We start from the raw sequence: 2,159 nt of genomic DNA, 5'->3' as shown, positions 1-2,159 counted from the left end.
ACTAATGAGTTGACAGTGCTAATAAGGTTATATATAATGGTATTAGCACTTGATGATAACGAGTGCTAAAAGAGGTGTTTACATTGCTAACGGAACGACAAATACTTGTTTTAAAGGCAATTGTAGAAGAGTTCATACACACGGCACAGCCAGTAGGTTCGCGCGTCTTATCTAAAAAAGAAGAACTGAATTTTTCAGCTGCTACGATTCGAAATGAAATGGCAGATTTAGAAGATTTGGGCTTTCTTGAAAAAACACATACGTCAAGTGGTCGGATCCCGAGTCAAAAGGGATATCGTTATTACGTAGACTACCTTGTAAAAGAAGAACCTATGGAGACAACACCAGAAGTAGGAATATTTAAACAATTGTTAAATCAAAAACAATTTGAACGTGAAACAACCATTAAAGAAGCGGTTAAATTGCTCTCAAGTTTAACGAATTATACGTCAATTTTATTAGGTCCCTCTCGTGATTACAGTCGAGTGAAAAAAATTCAGTTTGTTCCGATTTCAGATGCACAAGCTGTCTTTGTTCTTATTACAGACCAAGGGCATGTTGAGAGTCGGACAATTACGATTCCTGACAATATTGATATTAAAAAAATGGAGACCATTATTAAAGCGCTCGATGAATTACTTGTCGGTGAATTTGTGGGTGAAATCCATGATAAGTTAACTGAAAGCTTTGAAAATCAATTACATGATTTCATTACATACAAAGAGGAAATTATGTATACAATGCTTCAATTACTTTCTCAGTCGCTCTCTCAAAACAATTATATTCTAAGTGGAAAATCTAATATTTTGAAACAACCAGAATTCAATGATTTAGATAAAGCTTATCATTTGTTTAGTATGATTGAAGCAGATGAGATTGTAAAAGTTATTGAGTCAGATGATGAGACTCATGAATTGACGGTTAAAATTGGACAAGAAAACGAAATAAAAGCGATGGAAAACTGTACACTAATCACGGTTCCGTACCAAATTAGTGACCATGAATTTGGGAAGATTGCGGTTTTAGGACCGACGAGAATGGAGTATCGAAAAATCATTCCACTTCTTGAGCATGTCGCACGAATTATGTCTGATTTATATAAATAGGAGGTGGGGCGGTTGAATAAGGAAACCCAACCAGTTGAAGAATTAGAAGAATTAAATGAAGAAGCAGGTTGCCAAGAAGCAAATGGTGATTGCCAGTGTGAGACGGAATCAGAAGTTATCGATGAAACAGTGGAATTAAAACAACAAATTCAAGATCTGAAAGATCAATTGTTACGTAATGCAGCTGAACTTGAAAACTTTAAACGTCGTATGAATGAAGAACGCGTTCGTGAAGCGAAATATCGCTCACAGGCTGTGATTACGAATATTATTCCAGCGATTGATAACTTTGAGCGTGCTTTATCTAGTACGGTTGAAGATGAAAATACAAAAACATTCTTAACAGGATTTAAAATGATTCATACCCAATTACTTGAGGCATTAAAGCAAGAAGGGGTTGAAGTCATTAAAGCAGAAGGCGTGGCCTTCGATCCAACTGTGCATCAAGCTGTGATGCAAGAAGCAGTTGAAGGGGTAGAATCAGGAATGGTTTTACAAGAACTTCAAAAAGGTTATAAATTAAAAGATCGTGTTATTAGACCTTCAATGGTAAAAGTAAGCGAATAATTCTAAATTGTTATATAGGAGGATGAATCTCAATGGGTAAAATTATTGGTATTGACTTAGGAACAACTAACTCATGTGTTGCAGTTATGGAAGGTGGAGAAGCGAAAGTTATCGCTAATCCAGAAGGAGCTCGTACAACGCCATCAGTTGTATCATTCAAAGGTGAAGAACGTCAAGTAGGTGATGTTGCAAAACGTCAAGCAATTACAAATCCAAATACAATCATGTCTATTAAACGTCATATGGGAACAAACCATAAAGAAACAATTGAAGGAAAATCTTATACACCACAAGAAATTTCAGCAATTATTTTACAAAACTTAAAAGCAACAGCTGAAGCTTATTTAGGTGAGCCAGTAACTCAAGCAGTTATCACAGTACCAGCTTACTTCAATGATGCTGAAAGACAAGCAACTAAAGATGCTGGTAGAATAGCTGGATTAGAAGTATTAAGAATAATAAACGAACCAACAGCAGCTTCACTTG

Annotated in this window: 3 protein-coding genes; all 3 read left to right on the top strand. The window is 35.7% G+C overall.

What is annotated here, in order from left to right; all coding sequences use genetic code 11:
* Positions 1–83 precede the first annotated feature (83 nt).
* A complete protein-coding gene (gene hrcA / locus QWC74_RS09190) occupies positions 84–1,106 on the top strand; it encodes a heat-inducible transcriptional repressor HrcA (protein ID WP_006785251.1) in 1,023 nt (340 codons plus the stop codon).
* Between the two features lie 12 nt (positions 1,107–1,118).
* Positions 1,119–1,673: a nucleotide exchange factor GrpE gene (grpE, locus tag QWC74_RS09185; protein ID WP_006785252.1), complete on the top strand. Its 555-nt coding sequence runs from the start codon at positions 1,119–1,121 to the stop codon at positions 1,671–1,673.
* A gap of 32 nt (positions 1,674–1,705) precedes the next feature.
* Positions 1,706–2,159, top strand: a 454-nt coding sequence (locus tag QWC74_RS09180; RefSeq protein WP_288993987.1) for an Hsp70 family protein, incomplete at its 3' end; no start/stop codon positions are given.

This window comes from uncultured Turicibacter sp. (genome assembly GCF_938044715.1).
GTDB lineage: Bacteria > Bacillota_I > Bacilli_A > MOL361 > Turicibacteraceae > Turicibacter > Turicibacter sanguinis.
The sequence above is the reverse complement of the archived record's forward strand: the minus strand, read 5'-3'. Positions and strand labels throughout refer to the sequence as shown.